Genomic DNA, 19,192 nt, shown 5'->3' with positions numbered 1-19,192 from the left:
TTCGATCGAGACGTTTCCGGGCGCACCCGGGACCGTCGCCGGGGTCGGTGCCGTGGTGAAGGCCGCAGCCTCCGACGCCGGTGCTGTCCCTACCGCGTTGTGCGCGGTGACGGTGGCGGTATAATCCGTCTTGGCCTCAAGCCCGCCAATGGTGACGGCAAGGACGTTGCCCGGGTTCAGCGTGCGGATGAGTTCCCCGCCCGCATAAACGCGAACCGAGTAGCCCTGGATCGGGGTGCCACCGTCCTTGGGTGCCTGCCACTGGAGCGTGGCTCCCGTGTCGGTCACATCCATGGCATCGATGGTGCCGACGGCGTCCGGTGCCACGGCGGGCACGTTGACCGCCAGGGTTGTGGCATTCGAAGCGAGTTCCACCCCGTTCTGGGTGAAGAACGCGCGGAACTGCGCGCCATTGTCGGCCGTCTCTGCGGTGAATCCGAAGGACTCTGATTCCTGGCCCTCAACGTCGGCCCAGGTGGCGCCGTCGTCGTCGCTGCGCTGCCAGCGCACGGTCGGCAGCGGGTCGCCCGCGGCCCAGGCCGCCAGCGTGACATGCTCGCCGACCTCTGCCGTTTTCTGCGCCGTCGGTTGAACGGTGACACGGAACGCGGTGGTCATCGACTGCTCCGGGGTGCGGATAACACCATCGGCAGGTGCCACGGCGGTGAACGCGAGGTCCAGCGTGGTGCCTGGGTTGATGTTTAGCAGCTCGGAGCCAGTGAAGGTGCCGGAGGCCGGGTACCAGGTGGTGCCCAAGTCCTCGCGATAGGCGAAGAGCGCGTACTCCCCCGGGTCAACCGGCGGAAGCGTGTACTCTCCTTGGGCATTGGTGATGGTGGTGTTCCCCAAGAGTTGCCCATTGTCTTCCGCGACCGGGGCCACGAAGATCGAGGCGAACGAACGCGCGAGGCCCTCAACGCCGCCCGGTGCCGGAACGCCCGGCTTGGCCAGGCCCACCGTCACGCCCTCGATCCCGTTGCCGTCCGAATCACTGATGAAGCCCTTGATCTGGCCACCCAGCGTCAAGCGCACGGTGGTCTCCAGGCCTTCGGGGCCGACCGTGACCAGCTGGCCGGTGGACGCATCCTGCTGTTCACACTGTCCTACGTACAGGCCGGCGTCGGGGACGCAGACCCAGTACTGACCCGGCGTCAGCACGAACTCGGCGCGGCCGTCCCAGTTAGTCCACTGGCTGTCATACGCCCACGAGTCGGAGCCGTCGGCGAGGCTTTGCACGTGCACGTTGCGAAGCGGCAGGGAGTTGTTGTCCGCCAGGACGCTCACGCCGAGCTTCGCGCCCTTATCCATGTAAAGGTCGAAGGTGTGAGCGCCTTGGGTGGGCAGCGCCACGGTGGCCGAAGCGGGGAGGTACCCCGCACCGTTGGCGCCGAACTCCACCTCCCCGGTCTGAAGCAACTTCAAGGTCGCCACGTTCCCCTGCGTCGACGCCGAGACCCCACCGGTCGTCCAGAGTTGGGGCTCGCCGTCGACCGGGGCGTTGGTCGCCGCGTCGAGCATCCGGACCGTCAGCGACACGGGGTACTTGAGCGCGATGTCCACAGTCTTGGCTTCAGTGCCGTCGTGCTTGATCGCCGAGACCTTTTCCAGTGATGTGGAACCGTCGTGCCACGCCGATTGGTACGCTCCCTGCGGTTCCACCCGAACCACGTATTCCCCTGGCTCATTGACCTCGAAGGAATAGTTTCCGCCATCGCTCCACATTGAGGCCACCTGTTGGTCCCAAGTACCCCAGTCGTCCTTGACCAAGCGACTCAGGGTAACGTGTACGCCACCCTCATTGCTCTTGCCGTCAATGGTCACGGTGCCCGAGATGGTGCCGCCTGCAGTGCTTTCCCAGGCTACGACGTCCACCTTGGTGGTTTCGCCCGCATCGATGGTGACAAAGCCAGAGGATTCCGCGTCCGCAGCGCCGTCCCACCAGTAGGAGTCGTTGCCGCAGCGGAGGACAAGCTTGTATTCGCCGGCGGCCAGGACGTCACCCTCCTGGAAGTACACGTAGTTGCCGTCAGCGGCATAGATTTCTGCCCCTGTGCCGTTACACGTCTGCTTCGCCTCGGGCCAAGTAATGCCGAGCTTGCCTCCATGCTCCGTCAGGGCAACGTCGGCGCTGACCTTGTCCTGGGCCGAGGACACGATAACGGGACTGGCTACGCCGCTGGACTGTGTCGAGTGCCAGCGGTCGAGGAAGTAGGAATCGCCGCCGCCCGCGCGGACGGCGTAGTTGCCGATGGCGAGACGGGAAAATTCGTAACGGCCCTCAGCATTGGTTTTGGTCGTGCCCTCCGCGTCCCAGATGCCCAGGGACTGGGCGGGGTGTAGGTAGACCTTGGTGCCGGCAACGGGTTGGCCGTCGGCACCGGTAACTGTTCCGGAGATGCTGCTGCCGAAGCTGGTGTTGAACCGCAAATCCTTCAGGTCGCCGGAAACGTCGAATGACTCTTGGTTCTCACGCTCCGTAACACCGGGGTAGTACAGGGTGTGCCCGCCGAAGGAGAGCTTCATCGTGTAGCGCCCTGTTTGGACGTTCTGGAATTCGAAGGTGCTTTGGCCTGGCTCAAACGCGAACCACTGGTTGCCTCCGTCCTCGGACTCCAACGTCAGCTCGGCCATTTCCTCATCGGTGGGGACAACGGGCTCCCCTTCCGAATTGACCAAGGTTCCCGAGACGGTGTTGGATCGCGGAACCACGAATTCGATCCCGGAGGCATTGGCTCCGGCGACGACTGTGACCTGCTTCGAGACGACGGTGTCTCCCCCGCGAGCCAGGTAGTCAAAGCTCACGTCATACTCGCCGGGAGCAAGAAAGCTGAACGAGAATCCGGCGTCGCCTTCGTTGACCCACGTTGATTTGAATTGCACGCCACCGAGGGCAATCTCGACCACGGCGAACTCGCCGTTCGGAATTTCTGCGAGGTCGCCGTTTTCATCGACGAAGGTACCGGACAGGCTGCCGCCCCGGTCAACCGGGAAGTCGATGGTCTGTGGTTCCCCGTCAGCGACTGCCTCGAGGAAGACTGCGTCGTGTTCAGAGAACACACCCGGATAGTAGTTTTCCAGTGACCCGTTGGGTGAATATACGACCACGCTGAGCTTGTAGGAACCGGCAGGCGCGTTGAAGACCACGGAGTTCTCTCCCGCGGCAAGACGACTCGTCTGGCTATAAGGCCCACTGAGGGAGAGCTGGGCACTTTCGCCTTCGTCGAACTCAAAGTCGTTGCCCTTGGGATCCGTGAGCCGAACCGTGATCTGCTGCGCATTGACGGGCTGTTCCACCGTCACCACGGTCCCCACGGTACCGACCACACTTTGTGAAATGCCATCGACGACCACTGCAAACTCGGCCGGCTCCGTCACGATGAACTGGTAACGTCCCTCGGCATTCGTTTCAATGGGCCGGGGATCAAAGGGATACCCGGCCACGGCTTCTACGTGGACGCCCGCGCGCGGCGCACCCTCGGCGCCGGTGAGCTTGCCCGTGACAATCCCGGCACCGCCTAGGTTCATGTCCATCGAGTCGTTGTTGTTGTACACGTCGATGAGCAATTCGGTGCCCGGCGTCGTCAACTCATAGGTCACGCCGGTTCCCTCGGGCAGCTGTCCTTCCCAAGTGTGGGATTCGCCCTGCCCCAGCTTGAAGTTCGCGGAAAAATCACCGCCGGAATCACTGCGTACCGTGACGTCGATCGGCCAGAGCAAAAGATCCGGAGCGGTGAACGTGCCGGAGGCCGCAACGAGTTTCGCCTCCGTGGCTTCGTCCTCGGCCATCGATGCATTCTTCTCGGCGTCGGCGTCCTTGGACGCATCTTCCTCCGGGACAACCGGGGTGGCGAACTCCAAGGAGTCGGCGTTCTTCGGTGACTTTTCCCGCGCGGACTCGTCGGCCGGCGCCCGGGGCTTGGATCCCGTGCTCGGCTTTGGTTTCGGGACGGATTCCTCGGAAGGAGCGGACTCCCCCTTCGCCGGTGCCTCGGAGGTACCCACCTCTGCGGCGGGCTCGCTTGCCTCGGTCTCCGGTTTCGGCTCGGCTGACGTGTCGCCGCCGGACTGGGTGGCTTCCTCTTCCCCGTCGGAAGCCTTCCCGTCGGTGGTCGCGGTGTCGATACCTGTGGTCTGCTTTGTGGGTGCCGTTGCCGGCGCCTCCGGTGCCGTGGTGTTTGCAGCCTCGGCTTCGCCGGTGCCGGCTGCCCAACCGGCAACCGGTCCGGCGCCCATTAGTGCGCCGAAACTCAACGCGATGGCGGCGAGCGACGCCACAAGGGCGTGCGGTCTCCTGTTTGGTCTGTCTGGTGTTCGATGGCTCGGTGTGGCCATGATCCCCCCTCAAGGTCTGGACGAGTTGTCTTGCCGGATCCTGCGCAGGGCACACTCCGGCACCCGTAGTCTGACGGACGTGGGGTGTGCGGTCGTGGGGAAAGGGAACGAATCGTATGCCTCGGTACAGATCGGTACCAATATGGCTGCCGCGGAACCGTTCTTAGTCAATGAGTCCCAGTCAGCACAGCCATTCAAAAGCTTGGCGTTGCTCGGCGAGTATCCGCAGGATGTGTCCAGCACGGGCTTTCCTCCGGCGTTTCACCAAACGGATTTGCGGATGGGGGGGAAGTACCACGTGAACGGAAGACGGCAACAAGTTCCCCACGTCGGGGTCAAACAGCCTTACCTGTGGCCCGACGGTGCTTCGTGTATTTCGCACCCGATTTTCTTCCGGCGGAAACTGGCAATATTTGTCCATGTTCATGCGGCCATTGGGGTGCTACGGTAGCCATACGTTGGGGATCTTGGATGGAACCTTGGGGGGTTCGCATGAAGAGAATTACGGCATGGTTCAGGGCTTAGGTCGAGCGCAATTGGAGCGCTCCGGACCCCCATCCGACACTGTCCAGAATTGAACACTTCGACGGCTTATAGAACCGACGCGGTTCTTCCGGTGTCGGGTGACTCGTGGTTGGTCACATTAATGGTCGAATCACTTCATCCTGCTAGGATCGATCTTAATCGCGTCCTGGGGGGGCGCACGAAACTTGGGGAGAGAATCTTGGGACGCAGATCGCGTAGTCGCACTTACGACCGCTTTTACCGGCAGGGGCCTCGCGTGCCTTATATCTGGCAGAACATTGGGATTGGTCTCCTTGTCGCCATCGTGTGCGGCGTTGGCGCATACATCGTCTTCACCTAACACGGGTGCCAGCAGAACTGCTCTTGGACATGACGAATTCTCGTGTTGAAGTCGTGTGCCATGGGCAGTCCGCAGGGACGCTTCGATAACTAGGCACAAGACGGTGGCCATATGCTGATCAAACGAGTATGTGGCCACCGTCCTGTGGCGCGCCGTCCGTTTCAAGGTCGGCTGAGCTCCGCGACTCTGTCTGAACGGCGAAAATCGGTCAGTGCGACCTAAAGTTCTCCATCGAGCGGAGCATAGTGTTGGCCCATCCGCACGATTTCCCATCCGGCGTTCCGCCACTGCGCACGGTCAAGCACATTGCGTCCATCGATGATGCGCCTCGTGGCGACCAATTCCTCGAGGTCCGCCGGGACAAGTGCCTTGAATTCTGCCCACTCGGTGAGCAGCAGCACCAGGTCGGCATCCTTCACGGCCTCGGGCAGGTCGTTGGCGTACTGCAGCCGCGGGAAGCGCTCGGCCGCGTTCTTATTCCCCTTGGGGTCATAGACCAAAACGTCCGCCCCGGCATTGAACAGCCGGACGGCAATATCCAGCGCAGGGGAATCGCGCACGTCATCGGAGTCGGGCTTGAAGGTGACTCCAAGAACCGCAATGCGGGCGCCCCCCAATTTGTCGTTGAGCATCGTCTGGGACAGGCGGACCACGCGTTCGCGGCGGCGCAAGTTGATCTCGTCGACCTCGGCAAGGAAACCCATGGTGTGGGTCAGTCCCAGCTCGCTCGTGCGGGCCTGCAGCGCCCTGATGTCCTTGGGCAGGCAGCCTCCACCGAAGCCCACGCCGGCGTTGAGGAACTTGCGCCCGATCCTTGCGTCATGGCCCAGCGCATCGGCCAGCACCGTGATGTCCCCGCCAATGGTCTCGGTGACCTCGGCAAAGGAATTGATAAAGGAAATCTTGGTGGCCAGGAAGGCGTTGGCGGCCACCTTGACCAGTTCCGCGGTCTCGAAGTCGGTGACGATCAGCGGGGTGTCCGCTTCCAGTGCCTGGGCATAGACCCGGCGCAGGATTTCCTCGGAGGTTTCGTCCTCGACGCCCAGCACCAGCCGGTCAGGTGACATGGTGTCTGCCACGGCGAAGCCCTCGCGCAGGAACTCGGGGTTCCAGGCCAGGGAGATCTGCGCATCCGGATGGGCGTTGGCTGCAATGAGCCCGCGCAGCCGGCGTGCGGTGCCTACCGGAACCGTGGACTTGCCCACGATCAGCGCGGTGCCGCGAATGCGCGTGGCAAGTTCCGCCACCGAGGCATCCACGAACCGCATGTCCGCCCCGTGGCCATCGGCGCGCTGCGGGGTGCCGACGCCGATGAAATGCACATCGGCCCAGGAGGCCACTTCTTCGTAGTCGGTGGTGAAGCGCAGCCTGCCGGAGGCCACGTGCTTGCGCAGCAGCTCTCCCAGGCCGGGTTCGTGGAAGGGCAGCTTACCTTCTGACAACGCCTCGATCTTGGCTGGATCGACATCCACGCCGATCACCTCAAAGCCAAGCTCGGCCATGCAGGCCGCGTGTGTCGCGCCTAGGTATCCTGTGCCAATCACCGATATCTTCATGCTCATGCCTCTGGCACACCCTTTCGACAGTCACGGCTGCAGCTGAGTGCTGCACACCTCAAATGCGTGTGGCCGAGCGCCTGACACCGTTGGTGCCGGAACGCTCGGCCACGGTCTCAATGTTGCAAGGAGAATCTATAGTGCCAGTTCGCGAGAAACGACTGCGGCCAGCGAAGTGGCCAGGGATTGCGCCATGTCCTGCGAGGTGGCTTCCACCATCACACGAACCACCGGCTCTGTACCCGAAGGGCGCAACAGCACCCGGCCGTTGTGGCCCAATTCGGCCTCGGCGGCGACGATCGCGGCGATCAGCATCTTGTTCGCAGGTGCGGCATGCTTGTCCACGCCCTTGACGTTGATCAGCACCTGCGGCAATACCGTCATGGCGCCGGCGAGTTCCTTCAGGGTCTTGCCGGTGGAGTTGACGCGCGCTGCGATGTGCAGGCCGGTCAGCACCCCGTCCCCGGTGGTGGCGTGGTCGGCGAAGATCACGTGGCCGGACTGTTCGCCGCCCAGGTTGTAGCCGCCCTCGCGCATGCCCTCGAGCACGTAGCGGTCCCCCACACCGGTTTCCTTGATGGTGATGCCGGCTTCGCGCATCGCGATCTTCAACCCGAGGTTGCTCATCACGGTGGCGACCAGGGTGTTGTCCTTCAGTTCCCCGCGGTCCTTCAATGCGGTGGCCATGATCGCCATGATCTGGTCCCCGTCCACCACGGTTCCCTCATGGTCAACGGCCAGGCAGCGGTCGGCGTCGCCGTCGTGGGCGATGCCGAGGTCCGCGCCGTTGTCCAGCACTGCCGCCTGCAGGCGTTCGAGGTGGGTCGAGCCGTAGCCGTCGTTGATGTTGATGCCGTCGGGCTCCGCACCGATGACCAGGACCTCGGCACCGGCGGCGTTGAAGACCTCCGGCGAGCATCCGCTGGCCGCGCCGTGGGCACAGTCCAGGACGATCTTGAGCCCGTCCAGGCGGTTGGGCAGCGTCTGCAACAGGTGCATGACGTAGCGGTCCTCAGCATCCGCGAAGCGCGTAATGCGTCCCACGTCGGCACCGACCGGGCGGTACTTGGGCTTCTCCATGGCCGCCTCAATGGCGTCCTCGAGGGCGTCATCGAGCTTCTTGCCGCCGCGGGCCAGGAACTTGATTCCGTTGTCCGGGGCAGCGTTGTGCGAGGCGGAGATCATGACGCCGAAGTCGGCATCAAGGTCCGCTACCAGGTAGGCCGCCGCCGGAGTGGGCAGGGTCCCCGCATCGTGCACGTCGACGCCGGTGGCCGCAAGGCCCGCCTCGATCGCAGCCGAGAGGAAGTCGCCGCTGATCCGGGGATCCTTGGCCACCACCGCCACGGGACGTCGCCCGTCATGTATTTGTTCGTGCCCCAAGACCATGGCGGCGGCTTGTGAAATCGCCATTGCCAGTTCTGGGGTCAGAAGTTCGTTTGCTTTTCCGCGGACACCGTCGGTCCCAAATAACCTTGCCATCGCGACTCATCATAACCCTGTCCCGGTTCATTACCCGTTATTTCACTACTCAGCATTCTTTTGAACGTCCAGGAATCCCGGGCGGGGAAAAAACGTTGGGCGGTCTCCAAAAGACCGCATGACGGGGGTCCGCGACCCGGTGGCCGCGGACCCCCGTCACGTGCGGTTCAGTCCCTTGCGGGCGGGGGCTACTCGGCCCTCGCGGAATCCACGGTGACCCGCAACGGAAGGGATTTTGCGATGCCCGCGGCGTTTTCCAGTTCCGCGGTGTAGACGCGGGTTCCGTCGGCGCGGCCGCGCAGCTGGACCACGGCGCGCTGCGACTGCGGGCTGTTGGCCTCGAGCTGCTGGCCGTGGATCAGCTTCCCATCCTCAAAGAGACGGAAGACACTTGCATTGGTCCCCCGGGCAAGGTCCAGGGCCACGGAGTAATTCCCGTCCCAGCGGGCGGCTCCCGCCTCCGGCACGAATGAGAGCCGGCTGTCTGCCGGGGCCTGCGTTTCAGCGTCGTTTGGCTCCCAGGCCGCGGGGTCCCGCGGCAGCTGCAGAGCTGAAAGTTCGAGCTGCGCAACCGCCCGCTTGGAGCCGTTGGCTGCTTCGAATTCCACGGTGCGCCCGGCCAGTTCGCCGGCGGCGGCCTCTTCGGCCGTCAGCTCGTGGACGATCTCGGTTTCCAGGGCGGCTCCGGGAGCGAGTTCCCCGGCGAGCGCCTGGTCCCCGGCATGGATCCCGGTGAGCCGGACGTTGCCCGTGTTGGTGAGGGCCACCGCGTGCTTGACGGTGTCCCCGGCGGAGGCATGTCCGTTGCCGTCCACGTCGGTGAAGGTGCCGGCCGCGCCAGTGGCCGAGAGGCCCGGCGCGCGAACGATCAGGTCGACCTCGCCTCCGTCAATGGAATATTCCTTCACCACCGTGGCGTAGTCAGGGATCCTGCCGGTGGTCCAGGTGCTGGAAGGCTTGAAGAAGCCGTCGGCCACTTCGGCTTCGGTCACGGTGTGGCGGGGAGTGGTGCAGTCATAGGATGCTCCTGCTGCAAGTGCCGAGTAGCGGCAATTGCCCGCCGGGCTGGGCTGGCCCACCGGTGCGGCGACCAGCGGGGCGAAGTTGCCCGCTGTCGGGACCACCCAGGCATTGGTGTTTCCGGTGTTTGCCACGTGGAAGGTGTATGACAGCTTCTCCCCCGCCGAGTAGGGCATGGCGGCAAGGTCGCGGCCGGCGTCGGAGCGCTTGCCCGACACCTCGAGCGAGATGATTGACTGTCCCTTCACTTGTGCGGTCACGGTGCTGTGCGAGGTGCGTCCGTCGGCGGCGGTGAACCGTGCCTGCAGCTTCACTGCCCCGTTGGCGGTGTTTGGTGCGGTGACCGGCAGCGTGAGCGTGGTCTTGGCCCCGGGCGCCAGTGCGGAGACTTCGGCGGTGCCGGCGCTCCATCCCGCCGGTCCGGTCAGTGTCAGCGTTCCAGATAGCGCCGTGTCTTCCTGGTTGGTGATGGCCAGGTTTGCCTCGGCGCTGGCCCCCGCATCCAGGGCCAGGGCCTCGGCTGCCAGCGGGGCGCAGGCCACGTTCAGCCAGTCACGGTCAAAGGTGGCCATGGGAAGGTCGTTGGTGTAACTGCCCTCATAGAAGACCCCGTACATACCGTCATCCAGCGCGGTGGCCACCGAGTAGGCGGAGAATCCCGCACGGATGGTGCGCAGCCCCGGCCAGGTCTCCCCGTCGTCGCAGGAGACCCGGGCCGAGACGTTGCGGCGTTCGGTGGGGTGGTTGGCCCCGGTGTAGAGCAGCATCTTCGCTTCTTGGCTGCCCTCTGCCGCCTCGGGATACATCCGGGTCACATGGGCGTTGTTGGTCGGATCCACGAGCTCTGTGTCCGTTTCGACCGGTGAGTAGCTGTGCCCGCCGTCGGTGGAGATGGCCACCTTGCGGAAGCCGCCGTTGTTCGAGTCGCGGGAGTTGAGCATCACGCGTCCGTCGGAGAGTTCCACGACCTTGTTTTCATCCATTCCGGTGCCAAGGAATTCCCCGCGTTCCCAGGTCTGTCCGTGGTCATCGGAGTAGAGCGAGTAGGCCTGGATCGGCGTGCTCCCGTCCTCCTGCAGGACCCGACCGGCGTATTGCTGGATCAGCCTCCCGGCGTGGGGCCCGTAGCGCAGCTGGATCCCGGCCCCGGAGGTGGCGAAGGTGTTCTTCACGTCCCCGGGCTCCGGGCTCGAGTCGGCGCCGGGCTTGGCCACGTCGGTGATCAGGCGCGGTTCGCTCCAGCTCACCCCGCCGTCGGTGGAGGAAACCACGGCGGCGCTGATGACATTGCGGTCGGCATCGTCATTGCCCCAGGTGCTTCCATGGAAGCCCTGGTCCTTGGAATAGACAAAGAAGGCAAAGACGGTGCTGGTCTGCTCGTCAACCACGAAGCTGGGATCGCTGTAGCCGTACTTTGGTTCTTCGGCATCGCCCAGGTGTCCGGCCGCGATGGTGGTCATGGGCCCGAACGTCTTGCCGTTGTCCGTGCTGCGGCGCATCACGATGCTGTTGGCATTCGGTGCGTCGGCAGCGGAGTTCGGACGGGCGTCCCAGGAGGAGAGCACCACGCCGTTGCCCAGGTGGGCGAGGGCGGGGATGCGGTAGAAGTAGTTTTCGCTGGTCCGGTCGGCAGCGAGGTTTTCTTCGCTGTAGCTGCCCGGGGTGGCGAACGGGTCGTTGCCGGGCACCGGCAGCGCCGCGGAAGCGGATCCGGCCAGTGCGACAGGTGCCAGCATTGCGATTATGGCGGCTGTCACCAGGGGGCGTGCGGCGCGGGAAAGTCGGGGTTTGTGGTGTGCGGTCATCTCTTGGGAAGTGCCTTTCCGGCGTGGGGAGGGTCGGTGAGGTCGAGCTAAGAGGTAGGACATCCGATCTATGGATACGTGATGCGTGCCATAGATGTCAAGCGTCGGATAGTGGGTCAGTCGAGGTCGAGAGCGCCTTCGGGTGCGTTGTCGCGGGCAAAATCGTAGTACTCGCGGTCCCGCAGCAACGAGGCCGCGGCCTCGTCAACAACCACGGTCGCCCGCTCGTGGAGTTGCAGCGCGCTCGCCGGACAGAAGGCCCCGAGCGGGCCCTCCGCCATTGCAGCCACGGCGGCCGCCTTGGATTCCCCGGTGGCCACCAGCAACACGGAATGCGCACGCAGGATGGTGCCAATGCCCTGGGTCAGGCAATGCACCGGAACAGCCTCGGCCTCTCCCCCGAAGAACCGCGCGTTGTCGCGCCGGGTCCGCGGGGCCAGCGTCTTCACGCGGGTGCTGCTGCCCAGCGACGAGCCGGGCTCGTTGAAGCCGATATGCCCATTGGCACCGATACCCAACAGCTGCACGTCGATCCCGCCGGCGGCCTCGATGGCCGCTTCATAGTCCGCGCAGGCCGCCCGCAGGGCTGCGGCCGCACCGTTCGGCACGTGGACCCGGGCCGGGTCAAGCTCCAAGGGGACGGTCACCGTCCGGTGGATGACCGAGTGGTAGGCCTCGGGATGCGCAGGGTCCAGTCCCACATATTCATCCAATGCAAAGGCACTGGCGCGGGAAAGATCCAGTCCGCCCCGCACCAGTGCCGCGAGTTCGGCGTATGTGGCCAGGGGGCTGGAGCCGGTGGCCACGCCGAGCACGGGGTCGGGTTTCCCGGCAAGGGTGTCGGCGATGAGGCGGGCGGCATGGCGGCCCACGGCCTCGGGGTCTGAGAGCACGATGATTTCCACCTTGCCCAGAGTACCCATGAATCAATGATTTGTCCGTACCAATATCAAAATGGTTCGCTCTATACTCGGGAATATGGAGACTTCACTCGAATTGGTTCGGACCGGATCGCCGAAATACGTCGTTTTGGCCAAGGTCCTGGCCGAGCAGATCCGCACGGATCTTGCCATCGGCGAGCCGTTGCCGACCGAACGGGAGCTGCAGGCGAGCTACCAAGTCAGCCGCGACACCGTGCGGCGGGCCATCGCGAGGCTGGCGGCGGCGGGGCTTGTCTACAACGTGCAGGGGTCGGGAACCTATGTCGCGGATCCCTCACAGATCCGCAAGGGCTCGCGCCTGACCGGTTTCAGCCAAGACATGGCCGAGCGCGGATTCAAGGCATCCTCCCGCACCCTGGACTGCAGGATCGAGCCGTGCCCGGCCGAGACCGCCAGGGCGCTCGGCGTGGAAGAGGGTTCCGAGGTGTTGCTGCTGCGGAGGCTACGGCTGGCCGACGGTGCACCCATGGCGCTGGAAACCGCGCGGCTGGTGCCCGGCCTGTTCGGCGAGGCACTTCCCGATCCGGATGGCTCGCTTGACGAGCAGCTGGCCGCACACGGCCAATGCATCATGCGGGCCGGCCAGAGCATCACGGCAACCAATCTCTCGGTGACCGAGGCGCACCTGCTTGACCAGCCCGTGGGCGCCGCCGCTCTGAGGGTGGACCGCGTGGGTTTCACCGGGCATGGCCGGGCCATCGAGGCCACCGAAACGCTGTACCGCGGGGACCGCTATGGCTACGAAACCACCGTGGAGCGGGAACCTGCCTGACTCAGGAACCAACGGTTCCAAGAAATGAACCGCACCTCAAGCCGAGACGCATGAAAGGCACGCTCCCGCACGATCCGCAGCTTAATTCACTTCGATATTCAGACCTGATCGAGCGAGTCAATCCACTTTCCCCAGCCAACGTCAAGCCAGCCGCTCTCATATATAGATGGTTCATGACCGAATCACTGATCGAGGCACCGACCGGCAATCGGAGAAGCTCGACAGCAGGGCGCCTATAGAGTCGTCAGCTTGAACTGAATCCAATTATTTCGAGGCTCTTTCCCGAGAGCCACGAAATCCTGGCCAAGCGCGGTCAAGTTGTCGTTTCGGCAGTGTCATCCGCGGCGTTCGATCAACGGGCTCGGGGTGATCGCCCGGGGGCAGGTTGCGACGTGGGGTCCTGCACGAGCTTCATCGAGACGAGCTCGCTGAATCCGGCGCGTCGGGCGAAGCGCACCTTCCGATGCTTGTACACCGTGAAGCCGAGCTTGGCATAGAGACCGAGGGCGGGTGCGTTGGTGTCCTTGATGTCCTCGAGCACGTACTCGTGATATCCGGGCTGCGCCAGCAGGCGATCCAGCAATGCGGTCGCCACTCCGCGGCCCTGGTAGGCCGGTTCGGTGGCGACGAACCCGATTTCGGCGAGTCCGGGCCGGGCTCCGTCGAAGGCGCGCATGAACCAGGTCCGGATCACCACGTAGCAGAGCAGCCCGCGCGCCAGGCCGAGGTGACGGCGGATATCCCGCCAGCGCGGTGCGAACAGCGTCTGTTCTCCCTCGGTGAGCGAGGCCAGGCCGGCGGGCTCCCCGTCTACGAGCGCGATGTAGAACCGTTCGAGCAGCAGCATGTGCTCGAACGCGTCGGCCAACTTGTCGGTGTCGCGCGAGAACGCGGCGAAGTCCTCCGCGAAGCTGCGCACATAGACCTCGGTGATGCGGCGCCGGTATCCCTCGCCGAGCTCGTCTCCTCGCTTGACTACCACCATCGTCTCCACCATCCCCGTTCACTCGGCTTGCTACGCCCCTGCATGGGTTCGACCCTATAGTGCCCGTTGGAGGATCCCATACCCTGTGCCTTCGGATGTCCCGCATCAAGGGCCCCTGGCGAACGGGGCGCACCGAGAGTCCTGGCGTTGGGGCTACGACTTTTAGCCTTGCAACGCCGGCCCAAGCATCCATGGACGGGTTTGGGTCGGGAAGGGTCGGGCCTGGCGGCTCCCGATGATGGATATCGGCCCTCGACCGTGCCCCGGGTTGTCGGAGCTGGATCCCGGGGTTTAGTTCCCGGTGCCAAGCTGCCAGAGCGCAATGGCTTCGGCGAGTGTTTTGACCGTGCGGTCCCCCAGCTCGTCCAGGGCCACCAGGAGGCGGCGGGCATACTCCCAGGCCGGGGATCCGGTCTCGTGCAGCGTCGCGCGGATCGAGGCTGCGTGTGCGGCCAGTGGACAGGCCCCGGCCATCAGCGCCGCGGAACGCAGCGAGAATGCCGCGTCGATGGCGCCGTCCAGGTCTTGGGTGCCGATGGCCGCATGGATCCGTTGGCGACGCACCGGCCACACGTCCACGAAGTCGTGCACGAAGCGGGTGGCGGCCTCGGCGCCAAGCTCCCGCGCGAGGTCCGCCAGGACAATGGTGCACACGAGAGCTCCCCTTCCATGGTCCTTCGCAGGGTTAGGTCCCATGGGTCAATGGTCACCCTCAACGGTGAGAATTCGGCGCAAGGTGGACCCCGAGGCAAGCCCCATCATGACCAACAGCAGCTACCGGCACGACCTGGAGCACGCCACCCGAAAAGGATCCGACGGCGAGGCAGGATCCGGGCTGCTCGCCTTCGGGCCTGACCGCAGCACCTTGGTGCCTGAGGACTTTCCGCTGCTGCGGGCGGCACGGGGTGAATCATTTTCCGATGACCTCATCTGGATCGGTCCCCCCGGGGACCAGCGGGCCCTGAGCGTCTCGGCACGACCGGTGTCCGAACCCTATGACTTCACCGGGTCCGTCATCGCCTATAGCGACGTGACACAGCTGATCAACGCGGTGGCCGCCAAGGACGACTTCCTCGCCAACGTCTCCCATGAACTGCGCACCCCCTGACCTCCATCATCGGCCACCTCGACCTGGTCCTGGTCCTGGACGAACCGGGCCTGCCCGGACACATCACGGCGGCGTTGAACGTTGCCCTGCGCAATTCCGAAAGACTCCTGCAGCTGGTCGCTGACCTGCTCTCCATCGCCACCGCCGGCAACGCCATGGCATCGCAACCCGTGGATCTGGCCGGGCTCATCCACGACAGCATCCGCTCCGCGGCCCCGCGCGCGCAGAGCAGCAACGTCACGATCACCTCCGACATCCCGCCCACCCTGCCAGCAGTCCTGGATTCTCGGATCAGCCAGGTCCTGGATAACCTGCTCTCCAACGCCATCAAATTCTCCCCCGAGGGAGGACGCATCACCATCGCCGCCCGATGCACCACCGAGTGCCTCCTTCTGCAGGTCACCGACACCGGAATCGGCATGACACCCGAAGAACTACAGGTAGCTTTCAGCAAGTTCTTTCGCTCCTGCGCCGTGAAGAAGGCCGCCATCCCCGGAGCCGGCCTGGGACTGGCCATTGCCAGGAACATCGTCGAAGCCCACCACGGCACCATCACCCTGACCAGCGAACCGGGCCGCGGCACAAGCGCCACCATCACCCTCCCGAAACCGGCCAGCCAAGACCGCTCCCTTCCCGCACCAGGCCCCGCGCCCGCGCCCCGCTGAATCCGGCCACGCCGCGCGCCGGGAACGCCCTGCACGAAGCCATATGGGTCACGGAGCACAAACGGCGAAGACGCGTGGCCCAGGGCGATCTGGCTCTTCGTGGGCCTGCACCTGGTCCTCCCCCGTGCCAACAACGTGGGATGGCCTAGGTGCTGTCCCCATAGCCAAGGGCTCAGCGCGACGCCTAGAGGCCAAGCCAGTGCCCACGACGTGGACATCAAAACCGTCTGGAAGTGCATCGCCGCAGTCGGTTCGGGAACGTCCTGATATTCAGCCTTGCCATTTGGATAAAAACCGTCTTTGACAACGAGGCTTTCAAGCACCATAAACATGCGCTCATTTGCGCAGTATGGCATCATCAGTACCTGTTGCCCGGAAGATTATCCGGTGCCACGCAGGTCCCTCTCACATGTCGCGGCACGATCGTCCATGGATCCCGGGGCGCGACACATGCCACAGACGGAAGCCCCCATGACTCAGTCCAGCACAGACGGTTTAGTCCAGCGTCATTTCCACGCCCGTTCCTTGCGGGTCAGGGTGTTCCTCTCCCAAGCACCGCTCAGTCTGACGGTGATCTTGATGGTGATCCATGCCGGCGCCGTTTTCCCGCAAATCTTTTCCAATCCCGTCTTTGCCACCGGCCTGTGGATGCACGCCGCCATCTTTCTCCTCTGTCTTGTGGTCCCATGGGACAGGCTCCCGCACCAGGCCTTCCTAGTCATTCCCTATCTGGATTTTGTGGCTGTTGGATTCACCCGCGAGGGAAGCCTGCCATACGCAACCTCGGCTGGATTGCTGATGTTGTTCCCTGTCTTTTGGCTCTCTGCCTCGGGGATGGCGCGCAAGACAGCAGTCCTCAGCAGCCTGCTGGGAACCTTGTTGATCATCTGGACCCCGATTCTTCTTGCCGGCACCCCGGTAACGGCGGGGCAACTGAGCAAGCCCCTGCTATTCCCTTTCATGATGGCCGGCTTTTCCCTTGCCGTGGTGAGCATGACCGCGAGCCTGGACCGCCAGCGCCTGGCCGTTCTCGCCATGGATGTCCAGCTGCGCGCCGCGCTGGATGCCAGCCGCCAGCGCGAACGTCTTCTCTCCACTGTCCTGGACACGATCCCCGTGGGCTTGATAGTGGTCGATGCCCAGGGCCACGACCAGTTGATGAACTCCACCCAACAGGCCTTCCTGACCCTCGCCGGCCCCGATCACGTCGAGGATCCTGCCGAGAAAGACCTTCTGCTCTTTGGACCGGACAAGGTGACTCCCTTGGGGGCCGAGGATCGTCCCGTGCGCCGCGCCGCGCTGGGCGAGTCCTTCACCAACTGCCACCTCTGGGTCGGTTCGGGCGACCAAGCCCGCGCCTTCTCCACCACTGCCCGCACCATGAAGGACCCTAACGGCAACCACGATGGCGCGGTCATTGCCTTCCACGACATCACGGACATGCTTGCCGCGCTGGCCGCCAAGGATGACTTTGTGGCCAGGGTCTCACATGAGTTTCGAACACCACTGTCCTCCATCCTGGGCTACACAAGCCTCATCATGGACGACGCCCAGACCCTCCCCTCCGAGATAGCCAGCTCCCTGGCGGTCATCGAACGCAACGCCGAACGCCTGCTGGGTCTTGTCAATGACCTGCTGGCCGCAAAATCCATGACGTACCACCCCGCTCCCACCGACTTTGCCCAACTCGTAGCGCACAGCCTGGCGGCAGCAGCCCCTTCGGCAACCACAAATGCGGTCACCTTGCACAATTCAGTCCAGGGCCCACTGCCCGTCATCGTTGACGCCGGGAGAATCGGACAGGTGCTGGATAACCTCATCTCCAACGCCATCAAGTACTCCCCCGATGGCGGCACCGTCACTGTGCGGGCATGGGCCGAGGGCGAAGACCTCCTGTGTACGATCCAAGACACGGGGATCGGCATGAACGGCGCCGAGCAGGCAGAAGCATTCACCAAGTTCTTCCGTGCCGAGCCGGCCTTGCAACGCGCCATCCCGGGTCTTGGCCTAGGCCTACTGATCACCAAATCCATCGTGGAAATGCACGGCGGGACCATTGGTCTGCAAAGCGCGCCACAAGACGGAACCACCATCCGCTTCACCCTGCCTCAGTCCGTATCCACGCACGGAGTACTCCAGGACAGCTAGAAAGTCTCCCCTAACGGATGCCTCGGCTTGGCTGGTGATGTCGAAGTGCTTTTGCAAGTTGTATTTCCCGACGATTTTTCCGACCTTCACGCCGATCTTTCCGGCGCCGCTGAGTCGGCTCTCGTCCACGGCTTTCTTGACGGTCTCGAGCTTGTCCTCGGTGGCCTCGAGCAGGGCGGTGCGCTTGTGGGCGCGTTTGGCGGCCAGGGCGGGGTTGCTGCAGGCGATGAGACGTTCGCCGGGGTATTTGGGGGCTGATCTCGGCGAGGTTCTGCTCGTCGAACAGGCTCATCTGCAGGGGCCCTTCGCCATCGGCGAGCTGCTGGATGTCGGTGTTGCGCAGCGCGGTGACCCACCCGAAGTGGGTGTCCTTTTTGAGGTCCTCGACCCGCGCGTTGGGGATCATGCCGCGGTCCCCCGACCATGGCCAGGCCAGGGACCCGGAGAGGGCGTGGATCTCTGGGGCGATCGGGATGGATACGGTCGGGTCCGCGGTGTTTCCGGGTGACACGCGCGCGGCAATGGGCAACCCGGCGCGGGTGGCGAGCATGCCGTATTCGCTCAGCGCGCACCCGCGGTTCTTGTTCATGGAATACCCGAATTTTGCCAACGGGTACTAGTACGGATCTCCAGTTGATTGCCCGGTCCGGTGTCCGGTCCGGACCCGGGTACTCGATCACGTCAGCCAGAGTCGCCGTACTGCGGTTGGGGCATTCACCTGGATCGGCGGTACCACAAAGACCTACGACTGGAAAATGGCAATCGAGGCTAGCCGTCGACAGTGGTGTGGATCAGTCCGCGGATCCCGTCAAAGTGCCCTGCCATAAGTTGCGCCGCTTTCGCCTTGTCGCCCGCGGCCACTGCCTCGTAGATTTCCCGGTGGTTGCGGGCGGTCTCGACGAGCAGGTCGTCCGTGGGGTCCATTTGCTCGTGCAGCTTGGAATAGGCGGACCAGAAGACCCCCAACAGGTTGGTGAGCATCCCGTTTTCCAGCGGCTCGAAGAGCCCGCGGTGGAAACGCTTGTCCGCCTCGCTCAGTGGGAGGCCGGCCTCGGCCTTGGCCTCCATGTCTTCCACCGCGGCGCGCACGGCCTCCAGCGCGGGGGCCGTCATCGCATCGATGGCGGCGCCGATCAATCCGGATTCAAGGGCCTGGCGGACCTCGACAAGTTCCATGGCCTCGTGTCCGCCGTTGCGCAGCGAGAGCCGCGAGTGGAATTCGAGGGTGGCGGCGAGCGCGCCGAGCTGCTTGGTGGCAACGAACATTCCGTAGCCGTGGCGCACATCCACGATGCCCAGGGCCTGGAGCACCTTGAGCGATTCGCGCACGGTGTTGCGCCCCACGCCGAGCACCTCGACGAGCTCGTGCTCGGTGGGCAGTGGATCGCCCGGAACGAGCCCGCGTTCAAGGATCAATTCCATGATTTCTTGTTGCAGGGCCTGCAGCCGGTTGGCCGCGTTGGCCCGTGCCTGCCGGCCGCTTGGCTGTGCTGCGCTCATCGGGGATTCCCTT

General features: G+C 64.3%; 13 protein-coding genes. 4 read left to right on the top strand and 9 right to left on the bottom strand.

What is annotated here, in order from left to right; translation table 11 throughout:
* The 5 genes from ACIPUB_RS01990 to nagB all read right to left on the bottom strand — a co-directional run.
* Nucleotides 1-4,275: carboxypeptidase regulatory-like domain-containing protein (locus ACIPUB_RS01990; RefSeq protein WP_407605862.1), on the bottom strand; the 4,275-nt coding region annotated here is incomplete at its 3' end.
* A gap of 1,140 nt (nt 4,276-5,415) precedes the next feature.
* Nucleotides 5,416-6,759, bottom strand: a complete 1,344-nt coding sequence (locus ACIPUB_RS01985; protein WP_407605861.1) for a UDP-glucose dehydrogenase family protein — start codon at nt 6,757-6,759, stop codon at nt 5,416-5,418.
* A gap of 129 nt (nt 6,760-6,888) precedes the next feature.
* Nucleotides 6,889-8,235 carry a phosphoglucosamine mutase gene (gene glmM, locus ACIPUB_RS01980; RefSeq protein ID WP_407605860.1) on the bottom strand — a complete coding sequence of 449 codons (1,347 nt, stop codon included), beginning with the start codon at nt 8,233-8,235 and terminating at the stop codon, nt 6,889-6,891.
* A gap of 188 nt (nt 8,236-8,423) precedes the next feature.
* Nucleotides 8,424-11,060 carry an exo-alpha-sialidase gene (locus ACIPUB_RS01975; protein WP_407605859.1) on the bottom strand — a complete coding sequence of 879 codons (2,637 nt, stop codon included), beginning with the start codon at nt 11,058-11,060 and terminating at the stop codon, nt 8,424-8,426.
* A 116-nt stretch (nt 11,061-11,176) separates the two neighbouring features.
* Nucleotides 11,177-11,983 (bottom strand): glucosamine-6-phosphate deaminase, encoded by an 807-nt coding sequence (nagB, locus tag ACIPUB_RS01970; protein ID WP_407605858.1) that lies wholly within the window; start codon nt 11,981-11,983, stop codon nt 11,177-11,179.
* A 55-nt stretch (nt 11,984-12,038) separates the two neighbouring features.
* Here nagB and ACIPUB_RS01965 point away from each other — a divergent pair, with 55 nt between their 5' ends.
* Nucleotides 12,039-12,773 (top strand): GntR family transcriptional regulator, encoded by a 735-nt coding sequence (locus ACIPUB_RS01965; protein WP_407605857.1) that lies wholly within the window; start codon nt 12,039-12,041, stop codon nt 12,771-12,773.
* A 352-nt stretch (nt 12,774-13,125) separates the two neighbouring features.
* Here the strand turns inward: ACIPUB_RS01965 and ACIPUB_RS01960 are convergent, their stop codons facing one another.
* Nucleotides 13,126-13,758, bottom strand: a complete 633-nt coding sequence (locus ACIPUB_RS01960; protein WP_407605856.1) for a GNAT family N-acetyltransferase — start codon at nt 13,756-13,758, stop codon at nt 13,126-13,128.
* Nucleotides 13,759-14,049: 291 nt separating this feature from the next.
* Complete coding sequence (locus tag ACIPUB_RS01955) at nt 14,050-14,412, bottom strand: hypothetical protein (protein ID WP_407605855.1); 363 nt, start codon at nt 14,410-14,412, stop codon at nt 14,050-14,052.
* Between the two features lie 106 nt (nt 14,413-14,518).
* Here ACIPUB_RS01955 and ACIPUB_RS01950 point away from each other — a divergent pair, with 106 nt between their 5' ends.
* The 3 genes from ACIPUB_RS01950 (at nt 14,519) to ACIPUB_RS01940 (ending at nt 17,679) form a co-directional block, all read left to right on the top strand.
* Nucleotides 14,519-14,866, top strand: a complete 348-nt coding sequence (locus ACIPUB_RS01950; protein ID WP_407605854.1) for a hypothetical protein — start codon at nt 14,519-14,521, stop codon at nt 14,864-14,866.
* 74 nt (nt 14,867-14,940) lie between these two features.
* Nucleotides 14,941-15,531 carry a sensor histidine kinase gene (locus tag ACIPUB_RS01945; protein WP_407605853.1) on the top strand — a complete coding sequence of 197 codons (591 nt, stop codon included), beginning with the start codon at nt 14,941-14,943 and terminating at the stop codon, nt 15,529-15,531.
* 471 nt (nt 15,532-16,002) lie between these two features.
* Nucleotides 16,003-17,679: a sensor histidine kinase gene (locus tag ACIPUB_RS01940; protein ID WP_407605852.1), complete on the top strand. Its 1,677-nt coding sequence runs from the start codon at nt 16,003-16,005 to the stop codon at nt 17,677-17,679.
* Between the two features lie 10 nt (nt 17,680-17,689).
* Here ACIPUB_RS01940 and ACIPUB_RS01935 read toward each other — a convergent pair whose 3' ends face one another.
* Both ACIPUB_RS01935 and ACIPUB_RS01930 read right to left on the bottom strand, forming a co-directional pair.
* The gene (locus ACIPUB_RS01935) at nt 17,690-18,268 is read right to left on the bottom strand and encodes a hypothetical protein (RefSeq protein ID WP_407605851.1); all 579 of its coding nucleotides are present in this window, start codon (nt 18,266-18,268) and stop codon (nt 17,690-17,692) included.
* Between the two features lie 179 nt (nt 18,269-18,447).
* Nucleotides 18,448-19,179 (bottom strand): FadR/GntR family transcriptional regulator, encoded by a 732-nt coding sequence (locus tag ACIPUB_RS01930; RefSeq protein ID WP_407605850.1) that lies wholly within the window; start codon nt 19,177-19,179, stop codon nt 18,448-18,450.
* Nucleotides 19,180-19,192 lie beyond the last annotated feature (13 nt).

Source organism: Paeniglutamicibacter sp. ORCA_105 (genome assembly GCF_045798545.1).
In the GTDB taxonomy this organism is placed as follows: Bacteria; Actinomycetota; Actinomycetes; order Actinomycetales; family Micrococcaceae; genus Paeniglutamicibacter; species Paeniglutamicibacter sulfureus.
Note: the sequence above shows the minus strand (reverse complement) of the source record. Positions and strands in the feature narration are given on the sequence as shown.